Origin of the sequence: Agilicoccus flavus (assembly GCF_014857905.1) — a bacterium.
In the GTDB taxonomy this organism is placed as follows: domain Bacteria; phylum Actinomycetota; class Actinomycetes; order Actinomycetales; family Dermatophilaceae; genus Agilicoccus; species Agilicoccus flavus.
The window spans coordinates 14,763-39,376 of the sequence record NZ_JACYXE010000014.1; the positions used below are offsets into that span (position 1 = coordinate 14,763).

The 24,614-nt window shown below is 72.5% G+C and carries 26 protein-coding genes; 14 read left to right on the forward strand and 12 right to left on the reverse strand.

Annotation, left to right across the window (positions count from 1 at the left end; translation table 11 throughout):
• Window positions 1-2: 2 nt before the first annotated feature.
• Complete coding sequence (katG, locus tag ICW24_RS17085) at window positions 3-2,270, reverse strand: catalase/peroxidase HPI (protein WP_226346935.1); 2,268 nt, start codon at window positions 2,268-2,270, stop codon at window positions 3-5.
• A 62-nt stretch (window positions 2,271-2,332) separates the two neighbouring features.
• Window positions 2,333-2,749 carry a Fur family transcriptional regulator gene (locus ICW24_RS17090; RefSeq protein WP_226346936.1) on the reverse strand — a complete coding sequence of 139 codons (417 nt, stop codon included), beginning with the start codon at window positions 2,747-2,749 and terminating at the stop codon, window positions 2,333-2,335.
• Window positions 2,750-2,853: 104 nt separating this feature from the next.
• Between ICW24_RS17090 and ICW24_RS17095 the strand changes: the two genes are divergently transcribed.
• From ICW24_RS17095 to ICW24_RS17120, 6 genes are all read left to right on the forward strand, one after another.
• A complete protein-coding gene (locus ICW24_RS17095; RefSeq protein WP_226346937.1) occupies window positions 2,854-3,516 on the forward strand; it encodes a GOLPH3/VPS74 family protein in 663 nt (220 codons plus the stop codon).
• A gap of 63 nt (window positions 3,517-3,579) precedes the next feature.
• Window positions 3,580-4,632: an LLM class flavin-dependent oxidoreductase gene (locus ICW24_RS17100; RefSeq protein WP_226346938.1), complete on the forward strand. Its 1,053-nt coding sequence runs from the start codon at window positions 3,580-3,582 to the stop codon at window positions 4,630-4,632.
• A gap of 422 nt (window positions 4,633-5,054) precedes the next feature.
• Entirely contained in the window at window positions 5,055-5,990 is a 936-nt protein-coding gene (locus tag ICW24_RS17105; protein ID WP_226346939.1) for a hypothetical protein, read from the forward strand.
• 180 nt (window positions 5,991-6,170) lie between these two features.
• Window positions 6,171-6,308: a hypothetical protein gene (locus ICW24_RS17110; protein WP_226346940.1), complete on the forward strand. Its 138-nt coding sequence runs from the start codon at window positions 6,171-6,173 to the stop codon at window positions 6,306-6,308.
• A 140-nt stretch (window positions 6,309-6,448) separates the two neighbouring features.
• Window positions 6,449-7,441, forward strand: coding sequence for an aldo/keto reductase (locus ICW24_RS17115; protein ID WP_226346941.1), 993 nt, complete (start codon window positions 6,449-6,451; stop codon window positions 7,439-7,441).
• Between the two features lie 131 nt (window positions 7,442-7,572).
• Window positions 7,573-8,661: a hypothetical protein gene (locus tag ICW24_RS17120; RefSeq protein ID WP_226346942.1), complete on the forward strand. Its 1,089-nt coding sequence runs from the start codon at window positions 7,573-7,575 to the stop codon at window positions 8,659-8,661.
• A 71-nt stretch (window positions 8,662-8,732) separates the two neighbouring features.
• On the opposite strand, the gene ICW24_RS17125 is transcribed toward ICW24_RS17120, so the two are convergent.
• Together ICW24_RS17125 and ICW24_RS17130 are read right to left on the reverse strand one after the other, a co-directional pair.
• Window positions 8,733-9,359, reverse strand: a complete 627-nt coding sequence (locus ICW24_RS17125; RefSeq protein WP_226346943.1) for a class I SAM-dependent DNA methyltransferase — start codon at window positions 9,357-9,359, stop codon at window positions 8,733-8,735.
• Window positions 9,360-9,534: 175 nt separating this feature from the next.
• On the reverse strand, window positions 9,535-9,918 hold the full coding sequence (locus ICW24_RS17130) for a VOC family protein (protein WP_226346944.1): 384 nt from the start codon (window positions 9,916-9,918) through the stop codon (window positions 9,535-9,537).
• Between the two features lie 111 nt (window positions 9,919-10,029).
• Here ICW24_RS17130 and ICW24_RS17135 point away from each other — a divergent pair, with 111 nt between their 5' ends.
• Complete coding sequence (locus ICW24_RS17135; protein ID WP_226346945.1) at window positions 10,030-10,500, forward strand: hypothetical protein; 471 nt, start codon at window positions 10,030-10,032, stop codon at window positions 10,498-10,500.
• A gap of 163 nt (window positions 10,501-10,663) precedes the next feature.
• The gene (locus tag ICW24_RS17140) at window positions 10,664-11,206 is read left to right on the forward strand and encodes an NADPH-dependent FMN reductase (protein ID WP_226346946.1); all 543 of its coding nucleotides are present in this window, start codon (window positions 10,664-10,666) and stop codon (window positions 11,204-11,206) included.
• Between the two features lie 108 nt (window positions 11,207-11,314).
• Here ICW24_RS17140 and ICW24_RS17145 read toward each other — a convergent pair whose 3' ends face one another.
• The gene (locus ICW24_RS17145) at window positions 11,315-11,710 is read right to left on the reverse strand and encodes a (R)-mandelonitrile lyase (RefSeq protein WP_226346989.1); all 396 of its coding nucleotides are present in this window, start codon (window positions 11,708-11,710) and stop codon (window positions 11,315-11,317) included.
• A 155-nt stretch (window positions 11,711-11,865) separates the two neighbouring features.
• Between ICW24_RS17145 and ICW24_RS17150 the strand changes: the two genes are divergently transcribed.
• Window positions 11,866-12,576, forward strand: coding sequence for an alpha/beta fold hydrolase (locus tag ICW24_RS17150; RefSeq protein ID WP_226346947.1), 711 nt, complete (start codon window positions 11,866-11,868; stop codon window positions 12,574-12,576).
• Between the two features lie 45 nt (window positions 12,577-12,621).
• Window positions 12,622-13,707, forward strand: coding sequence for a trans-sulfuration enzyme family protein (locus ICW24_RS17155; RefSeq protein WP_226346948.1), 1,086 nt, complete (start codon window positions 12,622-12,624; stop codon window positions 13,705-13,707).
• A gap of 26 nt (window positions 13,708-13,733) precedes the next feature.
• On the opposite strand, the gene ICW24_RS17160 is transcribed toward ICW24_RS17155, so the two are convergent.
• The 3 genes from ICW24_RS17160 to ICW24_RS17170 are packed head-to-tail and all read right to left on the reverse strand — an operon-like array spanning window position 13,734 to window position 15,921.
• Window positions 13,734-14,150 carry a DUF350 domain-containing protein gene (locus ICW24_RS17160; RefSeq protein ID WP_226346949.1) on the reverse strand — a complete coding sequence of 139 codons (417 nt, stop codon included), beginning with the start codon at window positions 14,148-14,150 and terminating at the stop codon, window positions 13,734-13,736.
• The gene (locus tag ICW24_RS17165; protein ID WP_226346950.1) at window positions 14,147-15,526 is read right to left on the reverse strand and encodes a glutathionylspermidine synthase family protein; all 1,380 of its coding nucleotides are present in this window, start codon (window positions 15,524-15,526) and stop codon (window positions 14,147-14,149) included. Before ICW24_RS17165 ends, ICW24_RS17160 begins: the two co-directional genes overlap by 4 nt.
• A complete protein-coding gene (locus ICW24_RS17170) occupies window positions 15,526-15,921 on the reverse strand; it encodes a hypothetical protein (protein ID WP_226346951.1) in 396 nt (131 codons plus the stop codon). The genes ICW24_RS17165 and ICW24_RS17170 overlap by 1 nt, the downstream gene beginning before the upstream one ends.
• Before the next feature lie 378 nt (window positions 15,922-16,299).
• Here ICW24_RS17170 and ICW24_RS17175 point away from each other — a divergent pair, with 378 nt between their 5' ends.
• Entirely contained in the window at window positions 16,300-16,506 is a 207-nt protein-coding gene (locus ICW24_RS17175) for a cold-shock protein (RefSeq protein ID WP_226346952.1), read from the forward strand.
• Between the two features lie 145 nt (window positions 16,507-16,651).
• Complete coding sequence (locus tag ICW24_RS17180) at window positions 16,652-17,014, forward strand: DNA polymerase ligase N-terminal domain-containing protein (RefSeq protein WP_226346953.1); 363 nt, start codon at window positions 16,652-16,654, stop codon at window positions 17,012-17,014.
• A 76-nt stretch (window positions 17,015-17,090) separates the two neighbouring features.
• Here ICW24_RS17180 and ICW24_RS17185 read toward each other — a convergent pair whose 3' ends face one another.
• From ICW24_RS17185 to ICW24_RS17200, 4 genes are all read right to left on the reverse strand, one after another.
• Window positions 17,091-17,636, reverse strand: a complete 546-nt coding sequence (locus ICW24_RS17185) for a type 1 glutamine amidotransferase domain-containing protein (protein WP_226346954.1) — start codon at window positions 17,634-17,636, stop codon at window positions 17,091-17,093.
• A gap of 401 nt (window positions 17,637-18,037) precedes the next feature.
• Window positions 18,038-19,213 carry an RNA polymerase sigma factor gene (locus ICW24_RS17190; protein WP_226346955.1) on the reverse strand — a complete coding sequence of 392 codons (1,176 nt, stop codon included), beginning with the start codon at window positions 19,211-19,213 and terminating at the stop codon, window positions 18,038-18,040.
• Entirely contained in the window at window positions 19,210-19,581 is a 372-nt protein-coding gene (locus ICW24_RS17195) for a YciI family protein (RefSeq protein WP_226346956.1), read from the reverse strand. The genes ICW24_RS17190 and ICW24_RS17195 overlap by 4 nt, the downstream gene beginning before the upstream one ends.
• Window positions 19,582-19,892: 311 nt before the next feature.
• Entirely contained in the window at window positions 19,893-20,825 is a 933-nt protein-coding gene (locus tag ICW24_RS17200) for an SMP-30/gluconolactonase/LRE family protein (protein ID WP_226346957.1), read from the reverse strand.
• Between the two features lie 92 nt (window positions 20,826-20,917).
• Here ICW24_RS17200 and ICW24_RS17205 point away from each other — a divergent pair, with 92 nt between their 5' ends.
• A complete protein-coding gene (locus ICW24_RS17205; protein ID WP_226346958.1) occupies window positions 20,918-23,287 on the forward strand; it encodes an ATP-binding cassette domain-containing protein in 2,370 nt (789 codons plus the stop codon).
• A gap of 123 nt (window positions 23,288-23,410) precedes the next feature.
• Window positions 23,411-24,580, forward strand: coding sequence for a GNAT family N-acetyltransferase (locus tag ICW24_RS17210; protein WP_226346959.1), 1,170 nt, complete (start codon window positions 23,411-23,413; stop codon window positions 24,578-24,580).
• Window positions 24,581-24,614 lie beyond the last annotated feature (34 nt).

The window sequence follows — 24,614 nt, forward strand, 5'->3', positions numbered from 1 at the left end:
GATCAGCGGTGCAGGTCGAAGCGGTCGGCCTCCATCACCTTGTGCCAGGCGGCGACGAAGTCGTCGGCGAACTTCTGCGTCGCGTCGTCGGCGGCGTACACCTCGGCCACGGCGCGCAGCTCGGAGTTGGCGCCGAAGACGAGGTCGGCGCGCGTGCCCGTCCACGTCCGCCCGTCCGGGGTGGTCGCGGTGAACGTGTCCGACCCGTCGTCGACCGGCTTCCACACCGTGTCGATGTCGAGGAGGTTGACGAAGAAGTCGTTCGTCAGCGTCTCCGTCCGGTCGGTCAGGACGCCGACGTCGGACCCGCCCGCGTTCGCGCCGAGCACGCGCAGCCCCCCGACGAGCACCGTCATCTCCGGCGCGGTGAGGCCGAGCAGGTTGGCCCGGTCGACGAGCTGGTACTCCGCCGGGAGCGGGTTGTCGGTCCGGTCGTAGTTGCGGAACCCGTCGGCGCGCGGCTCGAGGTGCGCGGCCGACAGCTCGTCGGTCTGCTCCTGCGAGGCGTCGGTCCGGCCGGGCGTGAACGGCACGGTGACGGACAGCCCGGCCCGCTTCGCCGCCTCCTCCACGCCGACCCCGCCCGCGAGGACGATGAGGTCGGCCAGCGAGATCCTCGCCCCGTCGTGCTCGGCGTCGAAGGCGTCCTTGATTCCCTCGAGCGTGGACAGCACCTGCGCGAGCTGCTGCGGGTCGTTGACCTCCCAGTTCTTCTGCGGCTCGAGGCGGATGCGGGCGCCGTTCGCGCCGCCCCGCTTGTCGCTGCCGCGGAACGTCGAGGCCGAGGCCCATGCCGTCGACACGAGCCGGCTCACCGACAGGCCGGAGTCGAGGATCCGCGCCTTGAGGTCGGCCACCTCGGCGTCGCCGACGAGCTCGTGGTCCACGGCCGGGAGCGGGTCCTGCCACAGCAGCACCTCGGCCGGTGCCTCCGGGCCGAGGTAGAGCTCGCGGGGGCCCATGTCGCGGTGCGTGAGCTTGAACCAGGCGCGGGCGAACGCGTCGGAGAACGCCTGCTGGTCCTGGGCGAAGCGCCGCGACACCTCCTCGTACTGCGGGTCGACCCGGAGCGCGAGGTCCGTCGTGAGCATGCGCGGCTCGCGGCGCTGCGACGCGTCGTGCGCGAGCGGCACCATGTCGGAGCCGGCCCCGTTCTTCGGGCGCCACTGCTTGGCCCCGGCGGGGGACTCCATGAGCTCCCACTCGTACGCGAAGAGGATGTGGAAGAACTCGTTGTCCCAGCGGGTCGGGTGGTACGTCCACGTCACCTCGAGACCGCTGGTGATCGTGTCGTCGCCGAAGCCGCTGGCGTGGGAGCTCTTCCAGCCCAGGCCCATCTGCTCCATCGGGGCGGCCTCGGGCTCGGGGCCGACGTGCGAATCGGGCCCGGCGCCGTGCGTCTTGCCGAACGTGTGGCCGCCGGCGATGAGCGCCACCGTCTCCTCGTCGTTCATCGCCATCCGGCCGAAGGTTTCGCGGATGTCGATCGCCGCCCGCATCGGGTCGGGGTCGCCGTTCGGGCCCTCGGGGTTGACGTAGATGAGACCCATCTGCACGGCGGCGAGGGGGGCCTCGAGGTCGCGGTCGCCGGAGTAGCGCTCGTCGCCGAGCCACGTCGTCTCCGGGCCCCAGTAGACGTCGTCGTCGGCCTCCCAGGCGTCCTCGCGGCCGCCCGCGAACCCGAAGGTCTTCAGCCCCATCGTCTCGAGCGCGACGTTGCCGGTCAGGACCATGAGGTCGGCCCACGAGAGGCTCTGGCCGTACTTCTTCTTCACCGGCCACAACAGGCGCCGCGCCTTGTCGAGGCTGACGTTGTCGGGCCAGCTGTCGAGGGGGGCGAACCGCTGCTGGCCGGTGCCGGCACCGCCGCGCCCGTCGGTGACGCGGTACGTGCCCGCCGCGTGCCACGCCATCCGGACCATGAGCGGGGCGTAGCTGCCGAAGTCGGCGGGCCACCAGTCCTTCGACGTGGTGAGCACCTCGGCGATGTCGGCCTTCACCGCGGCGAGGTCCAGCGCCTCGAAGGCCGTGGCGTAGTCGAACTCCTCCCCGAGCGGGTTCCGGGCCGGCGGGTTCTTCGCGAGGATCTTGATGTTGAGGCGGTGGGGCCACCACTCCTGGTTCGGGTCGCCCTGGGTCGGGTGCTTCAACCCGTGCAGGACCGGGCAGCCACCGGTCTCGCCGTCGGCGGCGGGGGTGTCCTCGGCGGTGATGCGGCTCTCGTCGATGGCGTCGTCGGCGGACTGGTTGAGGGACTCGTTGACGGACATGCCGTGCCTTTCTGGTCGGATGCTCTGCGTCGGGTCGGTTCGGCGGTCGGGACGGGTGGACATCAGGGGGTCGAGCAGGCGGGGCAGGTGCCCCAGTAGACGACCTCGGCCTCGTCGATCGTGAAGCCGTGCTGGTCGGCCGGGGTAGGGCGCGGGAGGCGGTGCAGCACGCCGGGGACGTCCACCAGCGCGCCGCACGAGCGGCAGGCGAGGTGGTCGTGGTCGTCGGTGCGCAGCTCGAACCGGGTGGCGGCCCCGGTGGCCCGGAAGCGGCGGACGAGACCCGCCGCCGTCAGGGCGTCGAGGCAGTCGTAGACGGCCTGCCGGGAGACGTGCCCGACGCGGTCCCGGACCCCGCTCAGCACGGCCGCGGCGTCGGCGTGCGGGGACGCGCTCAGCGCCTCGAGCACCGCCAGGCGCGGCTTGGTGGCACGCAGCCCTGCGTGGTGGAGTCGATCCCGGAACGGGTCCGCCGTCATGTCGGGAGCCTAGGAGGCAAACTGGACGGGATCAAGAGTGTCGGCCCGCCCCGGTGGGCACCACAGGCCCTCGACAGGCCCCTGACCTGCTCTACCGTAGATGAATGTTGATCTGCGAGGAACTCTTCCTGCTGCTGACCCGCGACGACGGCAAGCCCGAGAGCGCCTTCACGTCCCCCGGTTACGGGTACGCGGCGGCCGCGATCACCGATCTCGTGCTCGCCGGTCGGGTCGATCTCAGCGACGACGACGACCCGCGCGTGACCGTCGTCGACCCGTCCCCGACCGACAACCGGCTGCTCGACGAGGCGCTCGCCCGTGTCCGCGAGAAGGACGGCAAGAAGCTGTCCTCTCTCGTGACCGACGGCAAGGTCGCGCCCGAGAAGCGGATCGCCGAGTCCCTCGAGCGCGCGGGCGTCGTCCGCGTCGAGGAGGGCCGCATGCTCGGCCTCGTGCCCGACCGCCGCCCGGCGGTCGACCCGGCCCCGGAGCGTCACCTGCGCGAGCGCCTGCGTGTCGCCCTGCAGGGTCGCGAGGTCACCCCGCACGAGGCGACCCTGCTGTCGATCCTCTCCGCGCTCGATGTCGCGCCCAAGGTGTTGGAGGAGGAGACCGCGGGCATGAGCAAGAAGGAGGTCAAGGCCCGGATCAAGGAGGTCACCGCCGAGGTCGAGGCCGGCGACGCGGTGCGCAAGGCCGTGGCCACGATGAACACCGTCATCCTGACGGCCGTCATCCTCCCGGCGGCGATGGGCGGCTCCAACTGAGCCCCGGCCCCGGCGGACGACAGCACCGGAAATACTTGAAGCTTCATATATGTTGACCCGCCCATGAAGGCCTTCGGATTCCTCAGCTTCGGGCACTACGGCACGGGCCGCGGACCGGGTGACCCCGACGCGGGCGCCATGCTGCGCGACGCCGTCGAGATCGCCCAGGGCGCCGACGAGCTCGGCGTCAACGGGGCGTACGTCCGCGTGCACCACTTCGCGCGGCAGGCCGCCTCGCCCATGCCGTTGCTGTCGGCGATGGCGGCCCGCACGTCCCGGATCGAGGTCGGCACCGGCGTCATCGACATGCGCTACGAAAACCCGCTGTACCTCGCGGAGGAGGCGGGCGCGCTCGACCTCCTCTCGGGCGGCCGGGTCGCGCTCGGCGTGAGCCGCGGCTCACCCGAGCCCGCCCTGCGGGGATGGGAGGCGTTCGGCTACACCGGCTCGACCGACCCGCGCGGCGCCGACCTCGCTCGCGACAAGTTCGACACGTTCCTGCGCGCCGTCGCCGGCGAGCGGCTGGTCGACGCGGACCCGGCGCAGTTCGGGCCGGGCACGCGCCTGCGGGTCGAGCCGCACTCACCGGGTCTGACCGACCGGATCTGGTGGGGTGCGGGCACCCGCGACACCGCCGCGTGGGCCGGCCAGGTCGGCGTCAACCTCATGAGCTCGACGCTCATCACCGAGGCCACGGGTGAGGCGTTCGGTGACCTGCAGCGTGAGCAGATCGATCGCTACCGCGAGGCCTTCGCCGCCGCCGGGCACGCCCGCGTCCCGCGGGTCTCGGTGAGCCGCAGCGTGTTCCCCGTCGTCGACGGACGCGACGCGATGTGGCTGCAGATGGGCCGGGAGGGTCGCGACCAGATCGGCGTCATCGACGGGTTCACGTCGACCTTCGGCCGCACGTACGTGGGCGAACCCGACGCGCTCATCGCCGAACTCCGCGCCGACGCGGCGGTGCAGGCCGCCGACACCCTCATGCTGACGATCCCCTCCCAGCTCGGCGTCGAGCCCAACCTGCGCATCCTCGAGAACGTCGCGCGCCACGTCGCCCCGGCTCTCGGCTGGGTGCCCAACACGGAAGGGCCGGTGACCGGGTACCCCACGGTGTGAGCGTGCGGCCCGCCGTCGGCCCGTCCCGCTCGCCGAGGTCACGCCGGCGCCGGCCCTCGCCGCCCGCGCGGTTCACAGTTCCCTCACGGATCGGCCGGGTCGGTGTGCGTGCCCCCCTTTCCTGCCGATCATGAGGACACGGCCGTCGGTCCTCGCGTCAGGGCGAACCGGGCCGTGACGTCAGGGGGACAGGGACATGGGTGGGTTGGGGCGCCGCGTCGCGGCCGGAGTGGTTCTCGTCGTGTCGACGGTCGCCGGGGCGGCCACGGCGGCGCCGGTCGCGGGCGACGGTCCGCATTCGCCGCTCGGTCGGAGGGCGAGGCCCACGGTGGGGCGCCTACCGGGGGTGCAGGTCGTCGAGGCCGACTTCGGCGACGTCGACCTCGCCCGCCGAGGGCGGTTCCGGGCGCCGATGAGGGGGGTTGCTCGTCGTCCCCGACCGCGCGCGCAAGGCGCCGCTCGTCGTCGTCAGTCACCTACGGATGCCCGGGTGCACCGGCGACGTGCTCGCCTACCCCTGCCCGAGGGGGACCAGGGAGCTCCGCCTCGACCGCGGCATGACCTACCTCGGTGTGGACCTCGCCCGCCAGGGATACGCCGTGCTGAACCCCGACCTCTCGCCGCTGTGGATCGCCCCGGAAACCGCGACGCCGTACGACCAGATCGCCGGATGGCAGAAGATCGTCGGCGGACTGCGGGACCGGGTCGCCGCCGCCGGTCGCGGTCGCGGCGGCTTCGGGGTGAACCTCACGGGGCGCGTCGACGCGAGCCGCAGCGCGCTCGTCGTGCACTCGCGCTCCTCCTACGTCGTCGGGCCCGCCGTGCGGGCGTGGCGGCGGACCAGTCCGGTGGTGAGCGTGTTCGCCTACGGGCCCGCGTCGACGGCGGAGGACCCGGCCCCGCCCGACGTGCCGTACCTCGTCGCCCTCGGCGGCGCCGACGGTGACGTGAACTCGACGCCGTCCCAGTGGGTCTCGAAGCATCTCGGCGCGGCCCGCCGGTCGATGCTGGCCGTCGCGACGGTCCCCGGCCTGGGCCACTCCTACGTCAACCGCACGCTGCCCGCGCCGGACTCGACGACCGCAAGGGGTGCGACGTCCGCTGCCCCGACGCCCGCGCGCACCAGGTGTTCCTCCAGAACGCGGCGAGCGCATGGCTGCGGACGACCTACCGCGGTCCGGCCACCCCGGCCGCACCCGTCGGCGCCGTACCCGTGCGGGCCGACTCCCCGCTCCCGGCGGCCCTGGGTGGCCGCCGCGCGCGTTGGCTCGCCGCGACGAGCTCCGCGCGCGCGGCGACGGTGTACGACAGCGCGGCCGGAGGTCGCGGCGTCCGGGCCGTCGGCGGCGGCACGGTGAAGTCCTGCCGCTTCTACGAGGCCATGGACCCGAGCGCGCGCGCCGACCCTGCCCCGACCCCGCTGCGGGGGTCGTCGAGGCGATCGGTCCGGTCCTGCGGGTGGGCCTCACGCCCACGGGCGGCGCCCGCCTGGCGACCCCCGCGGTCCGCGGGGTGCGGCAGGCGCCACCGACGAGGGGATGTACACGCCGACCACGCTCCGGGTGCCGGTCACCGACCCCGCGGTCCGCCTCGCGGACGTCGTCGGCGTCGAGCTGACCGGCCGCGACGGCCGCGGGAGCGTGGACGTCCGCCGCGTCGACCTCCTCACCGGCTGAGTCCGCGGGTGCTCCTCGGGCGGCGGCGCCGGACACCCGCGGGGAGAGCGCCGAAGGGGGGTCTGGCCGGGCCTGCCTGGGGCGCGCGGGGGCGGCTAACGTCGGCATCGACCCGATCGATCGACGTGAGGAGCACGCCAATGAAGACACGCACCTTGGGCCAGGGCCTGGAGGTCTCCGCCATCGGACTCGGCTGCATGGGCATGAGCCAGAGCTTCGGGGAGCTCCCGGACCGCGACGAGATGGTGACGTTCCTGCGTGAGGCGGTCGACCGCGGCGTCACCTTCTTCGACACCGCCGAGGTCTACGGCCCCTACGACAACGAGGAACTGGTGGGCAAGGGTCTCGCGCCCGTGCGCGACCGGGTCGTCATCGCGACGAAGTTCGGCTTCGACATCGACCCCGAGAACACGGGTGTCATGCACGGACCCGACAGCAGCCCCGAGCAGATCCGCCGGGCCGTCGACGGATCGCTGCAGCGCCTCGGTGTCGACCACATCGACCTGCTCTACCAGCACCGCGTCGACCCCGACGTCCCGATCGAGGACGTCGCCGGCACCGTCAAGGAGCTCATCGAGGCGGGCAAGGTCGGCCACTTCGGCCTGTCGGAGGCGGGGGTGGACACGATCCGCCGCGCCCACGCCGTGCAGCCCGTCACCGCCCTGCAGAGCGAGTACTCCCTGTTCTGGCGCCGCCCCGAGCAGGGGGCCCTCGCCGTATGCGCCGAGCTGGGGATCGGGTTCGTGCCCTTCAGCCCCCTCGGGCGCGGCTTCCTCACGGGCACCGTCGACACGTCGACGACCTTCGGAGAGGGCGACATCCGCGCCAACCTGCCGCGCTTCGAGAAGGAGGCGCTCGCGGCGAACATGGCCGTCGTCGAGATGGTCCGCGACTTCGCGGAGCGCAAGGGTGCGACCCCCGGCCAGATCGCCCTGGCGTGGTTGCTCGCGCAGCAGCCCTGGATCGTGCCCATCCCCGGCACGCGCAAGCTGCACCGCCTCGAGGAGAACATCGCCGCCGCCGACGTCGAGCTGTCCGAGAGCGAGCTGGCAGAGCTGACGAAGGCCGCCGACGAGATCACCGTCGTCGGCGACCGCTACCCCGAGGCCATGGAGAAGATGACGAACCGCTGACCCGGACGCCACGCCTGACCGGAAGGTCAGGCGTGGCGGGAGGGTTCGCCGGCGGAGCAAAGAAAAAGCCCCGGGCGCGTGCAGAGCAGAGGCGACACCGGGGCGTTCGTCCATCAGGATAGCATCGGGTCATGGTACCCGGCTATACGGCCTCGATCATCGGACAAGCACTTTCGCCGCCGAGGTTCGCGACGTACCTGCACGCAGCGAAGGGTGATGCCGACGCTGCCTTGCGTCTCTACGAGTGGAGCGCACGCATGTCCTCCGCAGCATTCGAGTTGATAGCGCATGTCGAAGTCATCATGCGTAACGCCATCGACCGGGAACTCTCGGCCCACTATCGCGACCACGATAGGGGGATTCCGTGGTTTCTCAGTGAGCCTCCTCTCGACCCGGAGTCCTCCCGACGGATCGCGGAGGTTCGCAACCGCCTGCGGCCCCAGGGGCGTGACTCACGACCTCAGTTGATCGCCGGACTCTCGTTCGGATTCTGGGTCGGGATGCTCGGGACGAAGTACGAAGAGCTGTGGCGATCCGCCCTTCGGCACGCCTTTCCTGCCGGTGACGGCACCCGAAAGCAGGTCGCTGTTCTGGCCGAGGGGGTGCGCAAGTTTCGTAATCGGCTCGCCCACCACGATTCGGTGCTCGGGTTGGACATCCCGTTCGAGGTCGCCCGCGTTCATTCATTGGCCGCACTCTTCGGCCCGGAGGTCGCGTCCTGGCTTCGATCCCTGGATCGGACCGACGACATCTACCGTCAACGTCCGGTTGCGGCCATGGACACCGTGGTGATCGCGGCTCGGTACGCGTGGCCTCTGTACGAGAGGCAGTTCGCCTACGTCTGCCAGTCCGGTCGATGGTTCCGACCGATCGAGCGCATCGCGTTCTACGCGGACCGGGAGGTGAAGGGCGAAGTACCGCGGGTGGTCCACCGCCGGGACAACGTGCCGTGGACCGAACAGCATGCGGCCCTGCTGGCGGCGTCCGCAGACCGAAATGACCGCAAGGTCTCGGCGGTCATCCGAGCGTCACGGGGATCCAGATGGAACGAGGGCAGTTATCAGGTCTTCTTGCTCACCCAACCGCGGTCCCCGGATCATCGTTCGCTGCGTGGCCCTATTCCGCATCGGCTCAGCGGACGAGGTTCGGCCTTCACGCAGCGGCAGCGTTACGTGTCTCTGCACTCCCTGGAGACGGCGACGACAACCGACGACCTTTGAGTTCGGGCCGGCTCAGGTAGGTCCGGTCGTGAGCCCTCAAAGCACGCCCCGCGATCTATTGGTTTCCGACGTCAGGAAGGCGACCCTATGGCGGCGGGACCGGCCCGGGCGACGACGGCGAGGTGCGGGCGGCGCTCGCCCTCGGCGGGGCGGGCCCACCGGTGGGTCGGGGTGAAGTCGGCGGCGCGCAACCGGGCCTCGAACTGGTGGACCGGCCAGCGGTAGGCGGGGTGGACGCGGTGGGCGAACTCCTCCACCCGGTCCCCGTCGAAGAGGCCCACGACGAGCACCCCACCCGGGCGCAGGGCCCGCCTCAGGACGGCGAGGGCGGCGGGGATCGCACCCGGCGTCACGTGGATGAGCGAGTACCAGGCGAGAACGCCCGCCAGTGATCCGTCGGGGACGTCGAGGTCGTCGATCGCGCCGACCCGGAACGGGACGCCCGCGTGCGCGGCGACGGCGTGCGCGACGAACTCCGGGACGGGGTCGACGCCGGTCACGTCGACGCCGAGGGCGGCCAGGTGGGCCGTGAGATGGCCCGGCCCGCACCCGACGTCGAGCACGGGGCCGTCCAGTCCGCCGAGGTGTCGCGCGATGAGGCGACGGTCCTGCGCGGCGACGGTGTCGATGGTGCCGAGCACCTCGATGTACGTCGGGGCGATCGCCGCGTAGGCGCGAGCGGTGGCGTCGGCGGGCATCGCGCCACGCTACCCGCGCTCGCCGACGACATCCGGCAGCTCGAGGTTCTGCCCGCGCGGTGAGGCGCTGCGCGGCGGCCGCGTCGCCGTCGTCGGAAGACACCGATCGTCGGTCTCCTCGGACATGACCCGGACATGACCTCGGACATCCCGGCGCCCGGCGGACAGCGACGGATCAGGCCACGTCGCCGAGCAGGTCCCAGAGATTCCCCCACGGGTCATCGAAGACGGCGACTCTGCCGTACGGCTCGACGCGGGGCGGTCGGACGAGCTCGCATCCGGCCCGTTCGAGCCGACGCAGGACGTCGTCGACGTCCCGGACGCGGAGGAACAGGCCGACCCGGCCGGCGAACTGTCGACCCACGGCCGAGGCCTGCTGCGGACCGTCCGCGCGAGCGAGGAGCAGACAGGGGCCCCCGTCCGGGGGCCGGACGACGACCCAGCGCTTCGAGCGGCCGTCGGTCGTGGTGGAGGGGCGATCCTCCACCAGATCGAAGCCCAGCGTGTCGGTGAAGAATCCGACGGCCGCGTCGTAGTCGTCGACGATGAGGGAGAACAACTCCAGAGTCGCACCGCACACCCTAGGACGCCCGAGAGTCTTGCCGACCCTCCGCGCCACCGGGGCCACCCCGCGACATCTCCCGGTTCCGGTCGGAGGCACAGTGTCTCGATGGACGAGGCTCTCCCTGCCGGCGCCGTTCTCGTCGGCGGACCCGCGAGCGGGACGGTGCACTGGCTCCTGCCGGTCGACCCGGCGGCCCATCCCGAGCACCTGCCGCACGACTGGCGCACCCGTCGCGACGCCGGCGCGGTGTGGGCCGCGATCGGGCGTTCCCAGCCCCTCCGGCGGTGGTGTCTCCGCACGGGCTACCGGACGATGCAGGCCGGGGACACGATCTGGGCCTACCTGTCCCGGCGGCAGGAGCTGTGCGCGGTCGGGACGGTCGACGCCGTGGTCGAGACGGGTGGGTCGTGGTTCGTCGACGTCGACTGGGACGCCGACCGAACCGCGGACCTGGGCCGCGATCCGCTGCCGCGCAGCGCGTTCGGTCAGGTGCCGATGTCGACGTGCCGCGCCGGCGCCGCGGCGGCGCAGGTGCTCGACGCGCGCCTCGTTCGAGGGGCCGCGAAGCCGAGGTGACGACGACCGCCTCGGACCGATCTCGCCTCGACCGGCGGGCCCGGTGCATCGCCCCGCCGGCGAGCGCATGCGCAACGTCGACGCGCTCCGAGGGAATCCCGGCGCAGGTCAGACGGTTGTCGACGGACGTATCCCTCGTCGTCGACCTCCGTCTGGAGTTCCCATGCACGTGCTCGTCTTCGTCGGCAGCCTGCGCGCCGACTCGGCCAACCGTCGCCTCGCGCGGGCCGCGGCCGCCCACCTCCCCGCCGACGCCACCGCCGAGTTCTACGACGGCCTCGAGGCCCTGCCGTTCTACTCCGAGGAGCTCGACGTCCCCGGCGCGCTGCCCGACGCCGTCGAGGCGCTGCGCGCAGCCGTGGCCCGCGCGGACGCGCTGATCGTCGTCACGCCCGAGTACAACGGGTCGATGGCACCGGTCGTGCACAACGCCATCGACTGGGCGTCCCGCCCCCGGGGTTCCGCCGCCCTCGCCGGGCTGCCGACGGCCGTCCTCGCGGCGTCCGGGTCGCCCCGCGGCGCGCAGTGGGCCCGCGAGAGCGCGGTGCGGGTCCTCGGCGTCGCCGGCGCGGACGTCCTGCCGGACCACGTGGGCATCCCCTCGGCGCACGCGGCCTTCGAGGACGACCGCATCGTCGACGCGGACCTCGACGCGGCCGTGGCCGGCCTCGTCGCCGCGCTCAGGTCGCGCCGAGCGGCGGCCTGACCGATCGGTCCGTCGCGTCACTCTCGCCCGCGCCGGCGGACCGACGGGCGCGTCGCGGCGCCCGCCCCGTCCCCTCCCTGGCCGATTGGTCAGGGAGGGTGACGTGCGTCAGGCCACGTACTCGTCGTCGGTGACGTGCTCGAGCCACGTGACGACCTCGCCGTCGGCGTCGGCCTCCTGGATGGCGACGTGCGACATGAACCGCTCCGCGGTGGCGCCGTGCCAGTGCTCCTCGCCCGGCTCGATGTACACGACGTCGCCGGGGCGGATCTCCTGCACCTGCCCGCCGCGGAGGCACACGTACCCGATGCCGTCGGTGACGTACAGCGTCTGGCCCTTGGGGTGGGTGTGCCAGGCCGTGCGCGCCCCGGGCGTGAAGCGCACGTGGGCGGCGCCGACGGCCGACTGCTCGTCGGGACCGCGGATCGCGTCGACGAACACGGCGCCGGTGAATGATTCCGCGGGTCCGGGGCCGCTGCCGCCCCCGCTGCGGGTGAACTTCATGGTGTCTCCCATCCGTGGCCTCCTCACGCCGGAGCGGGCACCCCGGCCGCGAGCGGCCACCACGTCGTGGTGTGGCCTCCTCCGTCCTACACCCGCGAGCCGGGGCGCGGCGCGGGGACGACCCCCGTCGTCGCGCCGACGCCTACCGTGAGGGGATGTCGCCGCGCCCGCTGCTCGTCCTGCTCCACGGCACCCGGTTCGACGCGAGCGAGTGGGACGGGTACGCCGAGCTGATCCCCGAGGCCGACGTCGTCTGCGTCGACCTGCCCGGCCACGGCACCCGCGCCGGCCATGAGTGGACGGCCGACGGCGTCGCCGAGGCGACCGACGAGGCGATTCGCGAGATCGCCGACGGGCGACCCGTGATCCTCGCCGGGCACAGCCTCGGCGGGTACGTGGCGGCGAGGGTGGCGGCCGCCGACCCGCACCGGTTCGCGGCCCTCGTCCTCATCGGCGCGTCGGCGGATCCGGCCGCCCACCCCCTCCTCGTCCGCACCTACACCGGGTTCGCGCGGCTGCTGCCGGTCGTCGGGCCGGCCCGGATGGCGCGCCTCGCCAACGGCGTCATCGCCCGGCTGGGCGCCGATCCGCACAGCCTCCCCGGCGACACGGGGTACGCCGTCCTGCCCGCGGCCTGGGCCGACGTCGTCGCGCAGGCCGGGGTCCACGACGTGGCCGGGTTGCCCTGTCCGGTGTGGGTGGTCGCCGGGCAGTTCGATCAGCTCGGCATCGACGCGCGCGCCTACGCGGCCGCGGCCCCCGACGGTCGGCGCCGGATCATCCCCCGCGCGAGCCACCTCGCCCCGCTCACGCATCGCCCGCAGGTGGCGGCCGTCCTGCGCGAGGCCGTCCTCCACGCGTCCTGAGCGCCCGAGCTGCACGCCGGCGCCGCCGCCGGGCAGAGTGAGGCCATGACGTCGCCCGATCCCCGGCCCCTGACCCCCGCCACCCGCTGCGTCGCCCTGGGGCGGCCGCCGCACGAGCCGGGGGCGCCGGTCAACCCTCCGATCGTCCTGTCCTCGACCTTCGTCCACGGCGGCGACCACGTGTACGGGCGCGACAGCACCCCGACGTGGGAGCCGTTCGAGGCGGCCGTGGGCGACCTCGAGGGCGGGCGGGCGCTCACCTTCGCGTCGGGGATGGCGGCGGCGGCGGCGGTGTTGTCGCTGGTGCCGCACGGCGGGGTCGTCGTCGCGCCGCCGAGCGTGTACATGGGGGTGCTCACCCTGCTCCGCGAGGCGGCCGAGGCGGGCGGCATCGTCCTGCGCGAGGTGGACCTCACCGACGCCGCCGCCGTCGAGGGCGCGCTGCCCGGGGCCGACCTCGCGTGGTTCGAGTCGCCGAGCAACCCCCTCATGACGGTCTGCGACCTGCCGCGGCTGCTCGCCGCGGCCCGGGCGGCCGGGGTGACCAGCGTGGTCGACAGCACGTTCGCGACCCCGATCCTCGCCCGCCCCCTGGCCGACGGCGCCGACATCGTCCTGCACTCGGCGACGAAGTACCTGTCCGGCCACAGCGACCTGCTCCTCGGGGTCCTCGTCACCCCGGACGACCCGCGGGGCGCCGACCTGCACGAGCGACTCCACCACCACCGACACCTGCACGGCGCGGTGGCCGGACCGTTCGAGACGTGGCTCGCGCTGCGAGGGCTGCGCACCCTGGCGCTGCGCGTCGAGCGGGCGGGCGCGTCGGCCGCCACCCTCGCCGCACGGCTCGAGGCCCATCCCGCCATCGAGCGCGTGCGCTACCCGGGCCGGGGCGCGATGCTCGCCGTCGAGGTGGCCGGCGGGGCCGAGGCGGCGGAACGGGTCTGCGAGTCGACCCGGCTGTGGACCCACTCCACGAGCCTGGGCGGCGTCGAGTCCCAGCTCGAGCGTCGCCGCCGCTACGACAGCGAACCCGACGTCGTCCCCGACGCGCTCGTCCGCCTCTCCGTCGGCATCGAGGACGTCGACGACCTGTGGGTCGACCTCGAGCAGGCGCTCGGCGCGGCCTGAGTCACCGCTCGCGCGCTCCGAGGCGGTCAGGCGATCGAGGCGACGACGATCGCGCTCACGGCCAGTTGGGCGGCGGCGGCCACGATCGCGGCGGGGTGCAGCCCGTGCGACACGGCGATCTCGCGCAGGCTGCCCGGGGTCACGGCGTCGAGGATGACGAAGCTCACCGCCTGCAGGGCGATGCCGAGGAGGCCGAACGCGGCCGTCCACCCGAGCGCCGGGCCGAACCCGGCGTCCGCGTTCGTCCAGATGGTCGTGAAGACGATGGCCCCGACCCCGAGGAACTCCGCGGCGACGACGAGGCCGGCGTTGATCGAGCCGGTCTCGGTCAGGTGGGAACCGAGCCGCCCCGGCGTGAGCGCGTCGATGACGTAGAACCCGACGACGAGCAGGGCGATGCCGAGCAGGCTGTAGGCGGCGCCGAACAGCAGGGCGGTGGTCACGGGGTGTCCTTTCGGGGGCGGTCCTGCAGCGGCGGCACGTCCTGGACGTCACCGGTTCCGGCGCTGCCGGGGATGAGCGGTAGCGATTCGGGACGCCGCCCGCTGCGGGGGGCCGACGTGGGCACGGCGCCGTGCACCGTGTCCTGGATGTCGGCGCGGCGGGCGTCGTCGAGCCACTCCGCGCGCTCGGCGTCGTCGGGGGCCGCTGCGGCGATGAGGTGCGGCACGAAGCGGGAGTGATAGTCCGTCACCCAGCCGTCGGACTCCCGGATGCCGAGACCGGCGGCGTTCCCGTCGACGACCCACGCGCCGAGGACCGCCTTGTTGCCGTCGAACTCCGGCAGAGGGCACCACTGCTGATAGACGTGGCCCTCGGCGCCGTAGTCGCCGCCCTGCTCGAGCTCGATGCCGTCGGCGGGGGCGTGGATGCGGATGTTGTCGCCCTCGCGGCCGTGCAGCGGCTTGGCGACCCACGCGTCGAGGTCGTGCGGCCAGTCGAGGTAGGCGGGCAGCAGGTTGGGGTGGCCCGGATGCAGCGCCCACAGGGCCGCGAGCAGGGCCTTGTTGCTCAGCACGACCTTCCACGGCGGCTCGATCCACGTGGTCGACAGGACCCCGCGGGGCACGGACTCGACGTGCGCCCCGAAGTCCTCGGCGAACATCGCCTCCCACGGGTAGAGCTTGAGGCACGTCCGCATCGGCTCCTCCCCGGCGGCGACGAAGCAGCGCCGGCGCGGGTCGTACCCGATCCCCCCCATGGTGATCGAGCCCGTCGGCAGGCCCGCCTGCTCGCAGGTGTCACGCAGGTACGTGCACGTCATCAGCTCCTCGCCCGTCTGCTCGCCCTCGTGGTGGGCGAACCAGACCGGCGCGTCGGGCAGCCGCGTGCGCAGCCCCTGCCACGCGAGGACGAGGCGTTCGTGCAGCGAGTTCCACTGGTCGAGGTCGGGGTGGGTGTCGGCCAGCCAGTACCACTGGGCGATGGACGCCTCGAGGAGACCCGTGGGGGTGTCGGCGTTGTACTCGAGCAGCTTGGCCGGGCCGCTCCCGTCCCAGCGCAGGTCGAAGCGGCCGAGGAGGCTGGGTGGGTCGATCTCGAGGCTCCAACGGGCGACCTCCAGCGCGCCGGGCGGCAGGCCGAGGTCGCCGAACTCGCCGGCGCACAGGTGGTGCGCCGCCTCGACGCACATCGCGTGCAGCGTCTCCGTGGTCTCTTCGAGTTCCTCCACTTCGGCGAGGGTGAGCTCGTAGTAGGCGCCCTCGTACCAGTAGGGGATCTCGCGCCCCGAGGGCAGTCGGGTGGTCGGGAAGACGAGCCCCTGGGACTCCACCCGCGCCCGCCAGTCGGGGCGTGGGTCCGCGGTGACTCGCCGCATCAGCTCCCGCCCCCGCCGGCCTTGCTCCCGAAGCCGCCGCGGACCGTCGTGGACTTGCTCGTGTCGATGCTCGAGGGGTTGATGGCCCCGCCGGCGCGGGGGACGCCCCCGGTGACGTAGGTCGTGCCGCCCGGGGCGTTGAACGACCCGCCGCGGACGGGCGCGCCGATCCGGGGGGCGATGATGCCGAACGGGATGAAGTACCAGCCGTGGTTGTAGGAACGCGACTCGTCCTGGCACTGCTCGTCATCGACCCGGGCGTTCGTCGTGCGGTCGACGCAGACCCCGGCCTGCGTGGGCTCGTCGTCGTCCCCGTCGACGACGGCGATCCCGACCAGTCCGATCGCGGCGACCCCGGCGGTGAGGCCCAGTGTCACCTTCGAGGACTTCTTCATCGACGGACCCCCTCGGTGTCGTCGGTCGTCGCCGGCCGGTGGGCCGATTCCGGCGTATCCCCCGAGTGTACGGGCGGGCCGCGGACCCGACCCGTCCAGGTGGTGGACCGGCCGAGGGTCACCGTCCAGGCGGCTGACCTGCGACGACGTGGCGCGACCGGCCCGGACCGGGCCGTCGTGGGGGACTGTGCCGGCCCCGGACTGGGCGGCGAGCCGCTCGTGTCGTAGAGTGGTCAGCGTTGTTGAGGTTGTTGGAAAGCATGGGTTGTGCCGTCCGAACCCGGGCGGCCTGCTTTTTGAGCCGACGTGTGACAAGCATCATCAGCATCCCCGAGCATCCGAACGTCGGGTGTTCTTCGCTCAGAAGGCAGGGTTTTCATGGCTACCGGTACCGTCAAGTGGTTCAACGCCGACAAGGGCTTCGGCTTCATCGCCCCCGACGACGGCTCGGCCGACGTCTTCGCGCACTTCAGCGCGATCAACTCGAGCGGCTTCCGTTCGCTCGACGAGGGCGCCAAGGTCGAGTTCGACACGACGCAGGGCCAGAAGGGCCTCCAGGCGTCCAACATCACGGTCCTCAACTGACCTGATCTTCGCGTCACCCACGGGTGAACGCCTCGCTGCGGCCCCGACGGTTCTCCGTCGGGGCCGCAGTCGCGTCCGGACGACGTCGCCGTGGTGGCACCGGCCGGACGACGCCGAAGGCCGGACCACGTGCTGGAATGGCGGGATGACCGGTGACCGACCCGTGTTCGTGCTGCACGACCACGAGGTGCCCCGACGCCACCTCGATCTTCGGCTCGAGGAGGGCGGCGTGCTGCGCTCGTGGGCGGTGCCCAAGGGCATGCCCACGCGGCCAGGCCAGCATCGGCTGGCGGTGCCCGTCCCCGACCACGGCCTGGACCACGCGACCTACACCGACGAGCACAAGTCCATCGCCGACACCGGCTGGTGGGAGCTCGAGGACCGCGACGCGCGCCGGTCCGTCTTCGTCCTCCACGGCCGGGAGGGCGCCCACCGCTACGCGCTCATCGACACCGGCGACAACGCGCTGCTGCACCTGACGAAGGACCAGCCGGACGAGTCGCGATGACGGGTCTCTGGGCACACGACACACCGCCGACCCCGGGCGGACCCGGAGCCGGCGGCGTGCGGAGGTGCGTCTGCCCTCAGCGCGAGGCGACCTTGGTCAGCAGGGCCTCGTTGAAGGCGGGCAGGTCGCCGGGGTTGCGGCTGGTGATGAGGTTGCCGTCGACGACGACCTCCTCGTCCTTCCACGTCGCCCCGGCGTTCTTGAGGTCGATGGCCACGGACGTGTACGACGTCATCGTCCGGCCCGAGGCGACGCCGGCGTCGATGAGGATCCACGGGGCGTGGCAGATCGCGGCGACCGGCTTGTCGGCGGTGAAGAACGCCGTGACGAACGCCTGGACGTCCTTCTCCCCGCGCATGGTGTCGGCGTTGAGGGTGCCGCCGGGCAGCACGAGGGCGGCGTAGTCGTCGGGCTTCGCATCGGCGACGGTGGCGTCCACGTCGAAGCTGTCGGCGTGGTCCCAGTCGCCCTTCATGGCGGTGATCTTCCCGCTCTCGAGCGAGATGAGCACGGGCTCGCCGCCCGCGTCCTTCACGGCCTGCCACGGCTGGGTGAGCTCGGGCTGCTCGACGCCGTTCGTGAGCAGGAAGGCGACCTTGGCTCCGGAGATGTCGGTGGGCATGTCATTCCCCTTCAGGTCTTGTCGAGACGCGCCCCCGGTGGTCTCGTGGGAGCAGACGAGGGCGGTGTCGACGGGCGAAATGGTCATTTCACCGCTACCCGTGAACCGCCGCCATGACACGTGGCCCGAGGGGGCCGGAGACTTCGGCGAAGCAGGCCGGGGCGGCGATGCCGGGGCCGGCGTCGATCGCGCAGGTGGCGACCCGACGTCGGTCGGCCACCTCGGCCGCCCTGAGCAGACGTGCCGAGTGCCCTCTGAGCGAGTCTCGCGGCTTCGGCGCGTCGAGGTGGGGATGCTCACGGTAGGCGCGACCGTCGGCTCATCAGGTAGGTCCGTTCCGCCGGGTCGTGGGTGAGGTCGATGGCCCGGTCCAGAGCAAGGGCTGCCTCGGCCCAGCGTGCCTATCGGGCGAGGAGGTGCGCCCGCGTCGCCCACGCGGGTTGGAACCGGGCGGCCGCCGCTTCGAAGACATCGCCGAGCTCGTCGAGGAGAAGAAGGCCTGCTTCCGGGCCCTCGACCTGACCGACCACGGCGGCCAGCGCCACCGAGTTGCCCAGACTCGGCGCGATCCGATGCATGGTCAGGTGCAGTCGCGCCAGGGCCGCTAGATCACTCGGCCGGTCGGTGGCGCGGGCGCAGTGCACCGCCTGGATGGCCGCTTCGAGCTGAAAGCGCCCCAGGGTGTGCTGCGCGTGTGCTGCCCGAAGGTGCATATGGGCCCGCTCGACGAGACGGGCGTCCCACCGGGCCGGGTCCTGCTCGTCGAGTGGCACGAACCGGCCGGCGTCGTCGGTCCGGGCGTGGCGCCGGGCCGCGGACAGCTCGACGAGCGCCGCCAGGCCGCGGGCCTCCGCGTCGTCGGGCACGAGGCCGGCGAGGATCTCGGCCAGTTCGATCGCCTGTGGCGGGAGGTCGCGCTCCTGCCGGCCCGTCGTCGACCAGTCGATGACGTAGGCGGCGTAGACGGCTTCGAGGACCGCGTGAAGTCGGGCCGGGAGCACGGATCGATCCGGGATCTCGAACGGGATTCGACCGACCTTGATCCGCCGCTTGACCCGGGTCAGGCGGGTGCCCATCGTCGTCGCGGGGATCGCGAAGCTATGCCCGATCTGGGCGGCGGTGAACCCCAGCACCGTGTTGAGCATGAGCGGCGCCCGCATCGCGGGATCGATTGCCGGATGCCCGCAGACGAGCATCAGTTCGAGGCGCCGGTCGGGGAGGGCATCCAGGTCCGTCTCGTGCAGGACGGCGGGGGCGTGCCGCAGCGGCTCCAAGGACACGGTGCGGCTCACCTCCCCGGACCGCCAGTGGTCCCGGAGCCGATGTCGTGCGACCGTGAGCAGCCAGGCGTCGGGGTTGGCCGGGATGCCGCGCTCCGGCCACGTCCGCAGCGCTCTCTCGAAGGCGTCTGCGATCGCATCCTCGGCTGCCGTGATGTCGCAGGTGCGCGCCGCGAGCAGAGCGAGGAGACGCCCGTAGCTCGTGCGGGCGATGACGTCCGCCCGCGCGGCGACGACGCCGGGGCGGGCGCCGCGATTGCACGCGCCACCCGCCCCCGAGGCCGAGGAATCGCTCACCGCGTCCAGGCTCCGTCGACGAACGACGTCGCGGCCGCCCGCACCTCCACCGACCCGTACTGCGCGCCGGGACACTTCTCCGCCCAGCCGATGGCGGCATCCCGATCGGGAACGTCGACGACGAAGATCCCTGCGAGGGCCTCCTTCGTCGACGCGAACGGTCCGTCCTGCACCTGGGCACTCCCCATCCGCAGCGTGACCGTCGTCGTCTCCGGGCTCTGGGCGAGCACCTCCGCCGCGACGAGCACGCCCGCCGACTCCAGTGCCCTGCCGTAGGCGCCGAACGCCTCCTGCATCTCCTGGATCAGGTCCGGCGAGATCTCGCCCTCGCTCGGCTCGTCGCTGTGCAGCAGCAGTGCGAAGCGCATGTCGTTCTCCTTCGTTCCGGGCCGCCTCGTGCGACCGCTGCTTCGATGACGATCCAGTCGTCCCCATTTCGTCACGTCGGTCCGGTGGGTGCCCCGTAGACGTGCCCCCACTTCCGCGCTCCCGCCGGCAGGGAACACCGTCGATCGCGCCGACACCCGCTGCCGTCTGCGGCCGTCGATCGTCGGCATGTACCGGAGCACGTGTCCGGCCGGGCCGCCGACGGAACCGGGCAGAGGCCTGAACTCACACGGCGCGATTCGCCACCGGCGTTCGTCACGCCGCCCCCGGAAGTGCTCGCGTTCCGGCCCGCTCAGCCGCGCGAGCGGAGGACCTGGGCGGCGTCGCGGACGCGGGTGCGCACCGCGTACAGCGAGTCCGAGGCAAGGACGAACAGGGTGGTGCCGTCGTCGCCGCCGAAGCACAGGTTGCCGACCTTGCGCGGGGTGGGCACGACGCCGATCTCGCGGCCGTCCGGGGTGAACACGTGGACGCCGTCGCCGGCGGAGGACCACAGGTGACCGTGCTCGTCGACGCGGAAGCCGTCGGGGACGCCGTCCTGGATCGTCACGACCGTGCGACCGTGCATGCACCTGCGCCCGTCGCGCACGTCGTAGGCGCGGATGTGGTGGCCGCCCGAGGGGTTCGGCTCCCCGCTCGGGAGGTCGGTCGAGGTGTCGGAGACGTAGAGGATCGACTCGTCGGGGGAGAAGGCGAGGCCGTTCGGCTGCTCGAGGTCGGTGACGACCGGGGTGGCCTCGCCCGTGGCCGGGTCGAACCGGAACACCCAGCGCCCGCCGTACTCGAGCTCGCCCGGGTGCCCCTCGCCCTCCTTCTCGATGCCGTACGAGGGGTCGGTGAACCACACCGCGCCGTCCGAGGCGACGACCACGTCGTTGGGTGAGTTGAACCGCGCCCCCCGGTAGGTCGAGACCAGCTCCGTGACGTCCCCTCCCCGGTCGACCTCGACGCGTCGCCGCCCGTGAGAGCACTGGACGACCTCCCCCCGCAGGCCCAGGGTGCGGCCGTTCGTGAACTCCACACCCTCCGCGTAGACCGTGAGCCCTTCCTGCTCGCACCAGCTCAGGATGCGGTCGCCCGGAATGTCACTGAAGCGCAGCGTCCGGGACTCGGGGATCCACACCGGCCCCTCCGCCCACGTGGCGCCGCTCGCGAGGAGCTCGGCGGTGGGCTCGGACTCGAACAGGTCGGGGTGCACGGCGCCTCCAGGGACGGTCGGGATCATCTGGTCGGACCACCCTAGGGACCCAAGCCGGCAGCGCCGGGTCGGAGCGTGTCGGACACTGGACCCACCGCCCGATCCGAGGAGACCCGAGCATGGCCCAGCCCAGCGCCGCGCACACCGCCGACCGCCACGACCTCATCCACGTGCAGGGTGCGCGGGAGAACAACCTCAAGGACGTCAGCGTCGACCTGCCCAAGCGCCGGCTCACGGTCTTCACGGGGGTGTCCGGCTCGGGGAAGAGCTCACTCGTCTTCGCGACGATCGCCGCCGAGTCGCAGCGGATGATCAACGAGACGTACAGCGCGTTCGTGCAGGGCTTCATGCCGTCCCTGGCGCGTCCCGACGTCGACCACCTCGACGGGTTGACGACCGCGATCATCGTCGACCAGGAGCGGATGGGCGCGAACGCGCGCTCGACCGTCGGCACCGCGACCGACGCGAACGCGATGCTCCGCATCCTCTTCTCCCGCATCGGGCAGCCGCACATCGGTTCGCCGCAGGCGTTCGCGTTCAACGTGCCGTCGGTGAGCGGGGCCGGCGCCATCCGCGTCGACAAGGGGCCGAACAAGGGGGCGATGCAGAAGAAGACGTACACGGTCACCGGGGGCATGTGCCCCCGCTGCGAGGGGATGGGTCGGGTCTCCGACTTCGACCTCACCGCCCTCTTCGACGGGGAGAAGTCGCTGGCCGACGGCGCGCTCATGGCGCCCGGCTATTCGATGGACGGCTGGTACGGCCGCATCTTCGCCGGCTTCGGCTTCGACATGGACAAGCCGCTCGAGAAGTACACGAAGAAGGAGATGGCGGACCTTCTGTACAAGGAGCCGACGAAGATCAAGGTCGAGGGCATCAACCTCACCTACGAGGGCGTCATCCCGCGCATCCAGAAGTCGATGCTCAGCAAGGACCGCGAGGCGATGCAGCCGCACGTCCGCGCGTTCGTCGACCGCGTCGTCGTGTTCGGCACGTGCCCCGAGTGCGACGGCACCCGCCTCGCCGAGGGCGCGCGCAGCAGCAAGATCGCGGGCGTGAGCATCGCCGACTGCTGCGCGATGCAGATCACCGACCTCGCCCGGTGGGTGCGCGGCCTCGACGAACCGTCGGTCGGTCCCCTGCTCGCGGGCCTGTCGCACCTGCTCGACAGCTTCGTCGAGATCGGCCTCGGCTACCTCTCCCTCGACCGCCCCGCCGGGACGCTCTCGGGCGGGGAGGCCCAGCGCACGAAGATGATCCGGCACCTCGGTTCGTCGCTCACGGACGTGACGTACGTCTTCGACGAGCCGACGGTCGGGCTGCACCCGCACGACATCGAGCGGATGAACGACCTCTTGCGCCGACTGCGCGACAAGGGGAACACGGTGCTCGTCGTCGAACACAAGCCGGAGACGATCGCCATCGCCGACCACGTCGTCGACCTCGGACCCGGCGCGGGCCGCGAGGGCGGCACGATCTGCTTCGAGGGGAGCGTCGAGGACCTGCGCGCCAGCGGCACCCTGACCGGCCGACACCTCGACGACCGGGCCCGGCTCAAGGAGACGGTGCGAGAGCCCGCGGGGCGCTGGGAGATCCGCGGGGCGGACACGCACAACCTGCGCGACGTCGACGTCGACGTCCCCCTCGGGGTGCTGTGCGTCGTCACGGGGGTGGCGGGCTCGGGCAAGAGCAGCCTCGTCCATGGCGCGGCCGCATGCCGGGACGACGTCGTCGAGGTGGACCAGGCCGCGATCCGCGGCACGCGGCGCTCGAGCCCGGCGACGTACACCGGGCTGCTCGACCCGATCCGCAAGGCCTTCGCGAAGGCGAACGGCGTGAAGCCGGCCCTGTTCAGCGCCAACTCGGAGGGGGCGTGCCCGACGTGCAAGGGCGCCGGCGTCATCGTCACCGACCTCGGGATGATGGCGACCGTCCAGTCCCCGTGCGAGGTGTGCGACTCCAAGGGCTTCCTCGCGGAGGTCCTCGAGTTCACCCTCGGGGGGAGGGACATCAGCGAGGTGCTCGCCATGTCGGTCGCGCAGGCGGAGGAGTTCTTCGGTGCGGGCGAGGCCCGGACCCCGGCGGCGCACGCGATCCTCGCGCGGCTCGTCGACGTCGGGCTCGGGTACCTGACGATCGGCCAGCCCCTGACCACCCTGTCCGGCGGCGAGCGGCAACGGCTCAAGCTCGCGACCCACATGGGCGAGAAGGGCGGGGTCTACGTCCTCGACGAGCCGACGAGCGGCCTGCATCTCGCGGACGTCGACAACCTCCTCGCGCTGCTCGACCGCCTCGTCGATGCAGGCAAGTCCGTCGTCGTCATCGAGCACCATCAGGCCGTCATGGCCCACGCCGACTGGATCATCGACCTCGGCCCGGGTGCGGGCCACGACGGCGGGACCGTCGTCTTCGAGGGGACCCCCGCCGACCTCGTGGCCGACGCGTCCACCCTGACCGGCCGCCACCTCGCGCAGTACGTGGGCGCCTGACGTCGGACGTCGAGGCGGCCGGTCGGGCGAGGGCGCAGCACCGGCCGGGCAGCCGCACGACTCGGGACGCCGACCGACGGAAACGGGTGTCGCCGCCGGGGTCGGGCGTGGTCTGCTGGGACGATGAGCAGCGCTGACGCCGTGACGTTCCCCCAGTGCGTGCCCGTGCTCACCGACGGCGTGGTCCGGTTGCGCGCCCACCGGTCGGAGGACTCCGACGCGATCGTCGAACAGTGCGGCGACCCCGAGAGCGTGCGCTGGACGACGGCGCCGCGCCCGTACACGCACGAAAATGCACGCGAGCTCCTCGGGCTGATCGCCGACGGGTGGGGCCGCTGGGACGCCGGTGTCGCTCGCTGCGGCCCGCAGGATCCCTGTCCTGCGCAGGTCGCGGACGGCCACTGCTCCTGGGCCGTCGAGTGGCTCGCCGACCCCGCAGGCCCCCGGTTCGCCGGAACGGTCGACCTCCGGCCGCGCGGCCAGGGCAGTGCCGAGATCGGGTACGCCCTCCACCCGCGCGCCCGCGGGCACGGCCTGATGACGGCGGCGGTGCGGCTGGTGTGCGAATGGTGGTTCGACGGCGGCGGGCGGCGGGTCACGTGGTTCGCGAACGCCGGGAACGAGGCGTCGTGGCGCGTCGCCCGCGCGTGCGGGTTCACCCGCCACGGTGACCTGCCCGAGTACCTGCCCCACCCTGACGGGCTCGCCGACGCGTGGACGGCGTCGCTCGGAGCCGGCGACGACCTGAGGCGCTCGGTCACGTCGGAGCCGGTCGTCGCCGAGCGTGAGGACACCCGCACCGACGGACCCATGACCGGCGCCGAGCGCGAGCTGCTCGAGCACTGGCTCGACCTCTATCGCGAGACCGTGCTGCTCAAGATCGCGGGTCTCGACGCGGAGCAGCTCGCGCGACGGTCGGTGCCGCCGTCGACGCTGAGCCTGCTCGGGCTGGTCCGCCACCTCACCGAGGTCGAGGCGTACTGGCTGCGGCAGGTCCTTCTCGGCCAGGAGGTGTCCGACCCCTACTGCACCCCCGAGAGCCCTGACGGCGACATCGAGGACGCGCGTCCCGGCGGCGCCGCGGCCGACGTCGCGGCCTACGAGGCGGAGGTCGCGCGCACCCGCGAGTTCGTGGCGGCCTGGACCGACCTGGACGGCCCCGTGCGTGGCCTGCGCCGGGGTCGGCCGGTCAACCTGCGCTGGATCCTCACGCACCTCATCGAGGAGTACGCCCGCCACCTCGGGCACATGGACCTGCTGCGCGAAACCGTCGACGGCCGCACCGGCTATTGACCGGACGACGTCGGACCTCGTCGGCCGGCACGTC